The organism is Aeromonas sp. QDB62 (assembly GCF_027705695.1).
Classification (GTDB): domain Bacteria; phylum Pseudomonadota; class Gammaproteobacteria; order Enterobacterales; family Aeromonadaceae; genus Aeromonas; species Aeromonas allosaccharophila.
This window is the reverse complement of sequence record NZ_JAPDCD010000088.1, coordinates 1-6,660: the sequence shown is the minus strand read 5'-3', so window position 1 is coordinate 6,660 and position 6,660 is coordinate 1. Positions and strand designations below refer to the sequence as shown.

The following is a 6,660-nucleotide window of genomic DNA, read 5'->3' as shown; positions in this document are numbered from 1 at the left end:
TTCATCGACCTGGATGCGCTCGTGGCGGGACTGGAGCTGGGCTGACGGAAATTTCTGGGATTCCGGCGTACAACCCCAGGGACGGTACGAAACCCTGGTGGGTGCCCCCGCGCCCGTCGCGGCCGGGATCGGTCACGGTGCCGACCATCATCGGTTTTTAGCCGCCCAGTTGGGGATCGAGGTCGCGGCGGCGCGGGAGCTGGATTTGCAGGCCCGTGAGCAGGTGGCCGCCGAACTGGGGCACGGGCGGATCGACGTGACCAACGCGTACCTGGGATAAGGAGGACACATGGAGCAATGGGTAAGGGAACGGGTCGATACCTACCTGCGACACGGCGGCAAAACCAGCCGCCGCGCCATGGTCAAACGGCTGATCGCCATCCTGCTCGACATTCGTCAATACGAGCCGGGGGTGCGCCAACCGCCCCAGATAGGGCGGGCACACATCCACCGTTATTGGGCTCGCCAGTCACAGCTGGCAGATCGGACACGACAGGATCATTGGTACGCACTCTGCCTCCTTTGGGCGCTACTGGAACGGCCAGGTGAACCGCCGAAGCCACCGCTGGTATAAAGACGGCGCTGTGCTAGAATCATTTTGTAAATTTGATTAATCAAAGGCGCGTTTTGATATGGAAGAACTGCAAGCGAAGTGGACGTTTGACCAAGGTGGGTTTGCCAAGGCCCTGATCGCCCCCACCCCGATGGGGGCTGGCTACCATCTGCATCTGGTGAAGTTCGGCAAACAGAGCGAGACCATTGTCCTGGAACGACAACGCGGGGGCTGGCGGGTGTTCAAGAGCATCGATGCCGCCGCCAACACCGCCAACGGCATCGGCTTTCGGCGCATCGAGATCGATCTGAGCAGCCGCTGAACCGGAAACCCCGCCAGAACAAAGACCGCTCCGTGGACAACGCCCCCGCCCACAGCCCGCAAGCGGTCTGCTGGACGGCCTCCGGTTCGGGCGTGTGCCCACCTCGCCAAGATCCGCTCTCTAAGGACAAGCCATATCAGACAAAGACGCCCTAACGGGCGCTGTTATCTGATATGGCTTTATTTGATCACTCACGATCACGACGGAGGTAGTTGGACACACTGCCCGCTGAGATTTGCAGATCCTCGGCTATGTCGCGGTTGCTGTAGCCTTGCGCCTTGAGGCGCAACACCTCCGGCAACAGCTCTGCACGGGCCTTGCCGCCCTTCGTTGGGCGCTTGGACACCTTGCCACCAATGCGCCCCCCCTTAGCGCCTCTGGCCGCCTGGACGGAGCTGAACTTGGCCGGAGTGAAGTGTCGCCATACCCAACGGGCGATGCTCTTGGCCGTGGCTTTGAGCTCGCTGTGCGGCAACGGGCCGCCCTGCTCCAACCCAAATGTATTGGCGCTATCACAGGTAGCGCGGACGGCTTCGGCCCAAGCGTCGTACCCATTGGGTCGCCAATACTCTCTGACAGCGCTGTAAGCCCACTCCCGCACTTTATCGAACAGGGTGACGTTACGCCCCAGCCCGCTCGCCTCTTTGCGGCTGCGGCGGTTATAGGCCGCCAGATCGGCATCTGGGCAGAACTCCGCGAGGTAGTCGAGGGAATAGGGCTCAATGCCGTGCCATACCGTCCACCAATCGCTGTGTACGGGGTTTTTGGTGATAAGGCCAACATACCCAACGTCAGCACCCAGCCGATGCGCCAAAACGTGTTCTATGGCCGCCAGATAGCGCAACGGCTTTAGCCTAGCCGCATTGGTACGTGCCACGGGCGCGGCTAGCAAATAGCCAAGATGGTAATTCCCGTTCTCGGGGTTGATCGAGATCCAATGCGGAGCGGGCAAACCACGCTCCCGCCATTCGTGATACCCATCTCGCCGACGCAGCTCATGCGGTTTCTTGTCCACGTCAAACACCAGACAGGATACATGGGGCGGTGGGTTGTGCTGGATATGGCGATAGGCCAGTGCTGTGGCCTGTGGACGAATGAGCAGTCCAGCCGATTTGTCGTTGGTGCAGTAGGGGCGACTGGGGAGCCGCTCGACGAATGCTGCTGTTGCAGGTTTTACCAACGGTCACCGCGCTTATTGGCGGTGCAGGGTTGTTTGATGTGATCCATGTGGTATTCTTTACCTCGTGATTCGTCACAACCCCGAACTCTCTGTTATCTTCCGCCAAGTTGATTGGACAGAGATTCGGGGTTTGTCTTTTCTGGACAGTACGTTACCGCAGTCAGGCCGCCGCTGGCACGTTTTTTCTTGGGCGCCCACCCTTTGCACCGTTTGCCCGCGCCGCTGCAACTTTAGCGGGGGTTTTTGCCTTGCCGCCCTTCGCCCCCATCTTGGATGCAGCCCAGTTCGCCGAACCCAACAGCCCTTCCAGCAAAGCAGGCAAGTAGAGATCTGCATCCAACTTCGGAAAGTGCACTCCCAACCCTGACGGCGAGATTTCGACCTCCTGCAAGTCGCTAGGCTTAGCCGCTTCGAGCCCTTGCGCCAGATGAGGGGAAAAGGCCAGTTCTAACCCCGACGACAAGACGATCACAACCCGTCCGATCCTCCGGTCATAACGCACGCTCGTAGCAACAGGACTGCGCTTGCGAGCCTCGGCTCCGCGCTGATTTGCCTGTGCAATCATTTCATCGGTTAGTTCCATGGATCACCTCCCATTGTCTTATCAGGTGAGCTTGATTGCCTTGCAACTCTGCCCAGATGCGCTTCAGCGCTTTACTATCAAATCCGTAGTTTTCCCGCAGCTCAGGCCCGCCTTGCTCCCCTGAGAGATTAAACACCGCCTCGCAGCCGCCCCCAATCACGTGCACATGCGCCGGACGATGGTCGTTGGGATAAATCACCACTCGCCAGCCCCCAATGATCAACACCGTTGGCATCAAACAACCTAACTGTTTTGGTTTTTTATTGACGCAATACTACACCCGAATGGGTGAGTTAGCGATAGGTTCAAACGCCCTGCAATGGTCTCGGGGCAACCATGAATTTTGCAGCATCAACCTCGAATCGGCTGACCCCGATCTGCTGCAGGTAGAGCACCAGGGTATCGAGCTTGCGAAAGACCCTGAGTTGCTTGCTACGTTGGGCGGCCAGGGCGCGTTCGGCCAGGCCGTAGCGCACCAGCAGGGTCCAGCCGCCAGGTTGTCCGACCGCGACAACGACGCGCACAGCACCGGCCGCCACCAGTTGCACCAGGGTGGGATGAGTGATGGTTTTCATGGAATGCTCCGACACAAGGGATAGTGCGGCGCAGAATGGGAGATAACGCCCTGCAAAACAAGCCATCTTGCAGGCTGATAGGCAGCAAAAAGGGGCTTGGATTTACCGTAACGCCCCTTATGCGCGGTCAGGATTCCCCAAGTGCATCGTGCCGTGAGCAAGCTAAGTAACTAGCGGAGCCTTGGGCGATAGGTTTTACCGCCATAGCATCGCTTACACACCTCTTGCTCTTGGCCATCAAACTTCTGGTGGTATGTCTTTTGCCGATGCATCGACAATGGCACCTTGCAGGAGTAGCAATGCGTTGAATTGGGCATGGTAGCCAATAAGTAGAGGCATACCGGCAACCCGATGACGCCTAACAAGATGATCAAAACTTGGTTATCCATAACGCCAAATCTAATAAAAGGTGAATAACATCGAGGAGCTTTACACCCCATGTAGATGCGCCAGCGAGTCAAGGCTGTGCGCAACTCATGAGCTTGTTAAGTCTAGTTCGTTCCGTGATTAGAAATCTTTGAATGAGTTCCCGTCACCAACCCCATTCAATGCGCTCTCTACACCTTTGGAAGTGCGATCAAATGACGCTAACACATCCTTGTAAGCATTGATTGATGGTAGTGTCCACCCACTGCACTTCGAGAACGTAGGAGCACCCTCGATCAACTCCATCTGGAGGCGCGCCTTTGCGTCTTTCGCCATAAATCTGATGTTGTATTCTGAATGGCATATGAGGGGCACTAACCCTATAGACACTTTCCATTCAATCGCACCTTTTCCAATAATGACCCCTTCGTTTTCATCCGTTACACGGATCACCGACCGACTATCGCCATAGATGGTGGCGAAGTGGTCGCGAGCTCGCGTGAACAGGGTATGTTTACTGACATTGGGAATGCTGTAATCAAAGGTGATTGGCTTGATGTCACTGCTAGATATTTGAGTTACTTCGGGGCCTGAGGCGCACCCGCCAATAAACGCACTTGAGCACAACAGAAGGCACGCACCCGCAAAGTTATTGTTTTTCATTACTGCCCCTTAATCTCTCAAACGACTCTTTAGGAATTCAAGAACGCCCTGCGGGCGCTGTTATCTGATGACCACCTCTCATCGCGCCATCATACCCACCAAACCGACCAGAAATTGTGCTCCCCGTCCCCAAAATGAGGTGCGTCTAATGCCCATTATGTTTAATTGGCCTTTTTACCAGGGAAAACGGGCCGTTCGCCCCGTTCTGGCAGCAGAGGGGCCATTTAGAGTGCTCAGGCAGGGCTGCCGAGGCGGTTTGGCGGCTGAAAGTTTGCGACGGTTTGGGAGAGGTTTTGGCCGCGATCTCTGGCCTATCCGGTTTCGGCCAAACTGGGCGGTGAGTGGCCCAGATCTACGCCACAGGGACGCCAGACGAGCAGGAGGCCGCACGGGCTGAGGCTTGACAGGATAGGGATGCAGATTTAAGGTGATTTATCCCTGTGGGGCCTAATCACTAGCTCGCCGAGCCTAACAGCCCGGCCTAAATCACTTTCGAGTGTGTAATTCGCTTTGCGCTGTCGAATCACCTCACGACCATGACGTCCTCAAGGGACATGTGGTCCCTGGGGCGATTTGTCATGCCTGAATTTCCCCAAACACAGCCAGTACCGAGTGGCTGCCACGCAAAGCGGATTCCTATTCCAATTGATTTTTCTGATTTCCCCAACTGAGAAATCCCTTCTTTTATTGCACAAAATGCAATAACTGAATATTTCTCGCCAGTCGAGCTCAACTGGATAATCTCGGGCGCACTGAAACTCACGGGTGGATGTGGACGGTCGAAATCTAAAGATGGAGACCTTGCAATACAGTGTTATGCGACTGCAACACGCATCTGCGCATTTATGCGTTTAACGACTCAGTAACCCTTGCAGGCATTTCTTACTTTATAGACTAGCACCTTGCAGGCATTTCTTACTTTATAGACTAGCACCTTGTAGGCATTTCTTACTTTATAGACTAGCACCTTGTAGGCATTTCTTACTTTATAGACCAACACCTTTTCAGGTATTCCTTACTTTATAGACCAACACCTTTTCAGGTATTCCTTATTTTATAGACCAACACCTTTTCAGGTATTCCTTGCTTTATAGACCAACACCTTTTCAGGTATTCCTTGCTCTAAGGATCACGCCACGCACGAATAAGCCTCCGGCGGAGCCTTGCGGCCACTGCCTCCCACCGGGTAGCCGATGAGATGCGATGCGATGATACCCAGCCCCCCCCCCCCCCTGCCGTCTCTGTTTGACAGAGACGGCCAGCGCCAACCCAGCGCTATCCCTTAGCCCTCGGGCCATGCCGCCAGATCTCACTGGCACGAAAACGCACGAAAACAGGCCAGCCGGACGCTCGGCGCAGTCGATCTCGACCCGCGCCCTGCTTGCAGGAGCCCCCTGCCATAGCAGCCCCCTCCGCTCTGCGGAACAATCACGCTCACCGCGTAAGGAGATGTAGAAAAAAAAAGCCCCCCACGACACGCACAGTCGAAAACAGGTGCAAAACACTCACCACCAGGAACAGGGGATGGGGCATCAAAACGTAATTTCAATCAATCAATATGGAGATTTGATATGGCGAGATGTGATCGGGCAAACCCCGATTCACGAAATTTTGGCCTCGGCAGCCGGGATATGGGCTATGCCGGGCGCAGCGCCCTGCGCGAGGGAATGCAGAGCCACAGTTCGATCGCCACGATGGCCGATCGCTGGGGCCAGTTCGCCAGTTGGGCGCGTGAGGAGGCGGGGATCAGGGACATGCGGCACATCGAGACGGCCACCCTGCGCGGTTATGCCGCCCACCTGATCGCGCGGCTGGAGCAGGGGGAGATCAGCCCCGCCACCGCCCAAAATGCGCTCTCCGCCGTTAACCGGGTCATGGAGATAGCCCGAGGCGACCGGGCCGTGCGGCTCGACCCCGTGCGCGAGGCGGGGCTGCCGACCCGTAGCGGGATCGCTACCACCGATCATGCCGTGCCGGTGTCCCAGCACGACACCGCCGTGGCCGCCGTCTCCGAGCGGGTGGGAGCCCTGCTGAGCCTCCAACGTTCGTTGGGATTGCGGTTCGAGGAGGCGGCCAAACTCGACGCCCAACGGGCGCTTGCCCAGGCCGAACGGCACGGCCAGATCCGCATCGAGGACGGCACCAAGGGCGGGCTCGTGCGGCAGGTTCCCTGCCAATCACCCGCCCAGCACCACGCACTGGCCCAGGCCGCCGCCCAACAGGAGGGCCGCTCGTTGATCCCGTCCTCAATGTCCTACAAGGACTTTAGGACGGCTGCCTATAGCGAGCTGCGCAGCGCGGGCATCCGGTCCCACGGCGAACGACACGCCTACGCCCAGGGAGGGGATGTAAGCCGGAACCCCAGAAATTTCCGTCACCCTAGTTGGGTGGGCTCAACACTCGTGTCACCAGCTACCT

At 57.1% G+C, this 6,660-nt stretch carries 8 protein-coding genes and 1 pseudogene; 4 read left to right on the top strand and 5 right to left on the bottom strand.

Annotated elements, in window-relative coordinates:
* From OKC27_RS22305 to OKC27_RS22295, 3 genes and pseudogenes are all read left to right on the top strand, one after another.
* A pseudogene (locus OKC27_RS22305) lies at positions 1-280 on the top strand (hypothetical protein); the annotation flags it as partial.
* Between the two features lie 9 nt (positions 281-289).
* The gene (locus tag OKC27_RS22300; RefSeq protein WP_128274411.1) at positions 290-574 is read left to right on the top strand and encodes a hypothetical protein; all 285 of its coding nucleotides are present in this window, start codon (positions 290-292) and stop codon (positions 572-574) included.
* A gap of 58 nt (positions 575-632) precedes the next feature.
* A complete protein-coding gene (locus tag OKC27_RS22295; RefSeq protein WP_103859311.1) occupies positions 633-875 on the top strand; it encodes a plasmid replication protein RepB in 243 nt (80 codons plus the stop codon).
* A 187-nt stretch (positions 876-1,062) separates the two neighbouring features.
* Here OKC27_RS22295 and OKC27_RS22290 read toward each other — a convergent pair whose 3' ends face one another.
* The 5 genes from OKC27_RS22290 to OKC27_RS22270 all read right to left on the bottom strand — a co-directional run bounded on the left by OKC27_RS22290 (position 1,063) and on the right by OKC27_RS22270 (position 4,242).
* Positions 1,063-2,055 (bottom strand): replication initiation protein, encoded by a 993-nt coding sequence (locus tag OKC27_RS22290; protein WP_270806719.1) that lies wholly within the window; start codon positions 2,053-2,055, stop codon positions 1,063-1,065.
* 160 nt (positions 2,056-2,215) lie between these two features.
* Entirely contained in the window at positions 2,216-2,638 is a 423-nt protein-coding gene (locus OKC27_RS22285) for a DUF2442 domain-containing protein (RefSeq protein WP_041206020.1), read from the bottom strand.
* The gene (locus OKC27_RS22280) at positions 2,622-2,873 is read right to left on the bottom strand and encodes a DUF4160 domain-containing protein (protein ID WP_041206019.1); all 252 of its coding nucleotides are present in this window, start codon (positions 2,871-2,873) and stop codon (positions 2,622-2,624) included. Before OKC27_RS22280 ends, OKC27_RS22285 begins: the two co-directional genes overlap by 17 nt.
* Positions 2,874-2,943: 70 nt before the next feature.
* Positions 2,944-3,213, bottom strand: a complete 270-nt coding sequence (locus tag OKC27_RS22275; protein ID WP_139743099.1) for a hypothetical protein — start codon at positions 3,211-3,213, stop codon at positions 2,944-2,946.
* A gap of 507 nt (positions 3,214-3,720) precedes the next feature.
* Positions 3,721-4,242, bottom strand: coding sequence for a DUF4468 domain-containing protein (locus OKC27_RS22270; protein WP_270804973.1), 522 nt, complete (start codon positions 4,240-4,242; stop codon positions 3,721-3,723).
* 1,571 nt (positions 4,243-5,813) lie between these two features.
* On the opposite strand from OKC27_RS22270, the gene OKC27_RS22265 reads away from it, so the two are divergent.
* Positions 5,814-6,660: integrase domain-containing protein (locus OKC27_RS22265; protein ID WP_270806718.1), on the top strand; the 847-nt coding region annotated here is incomplete at its 3' end.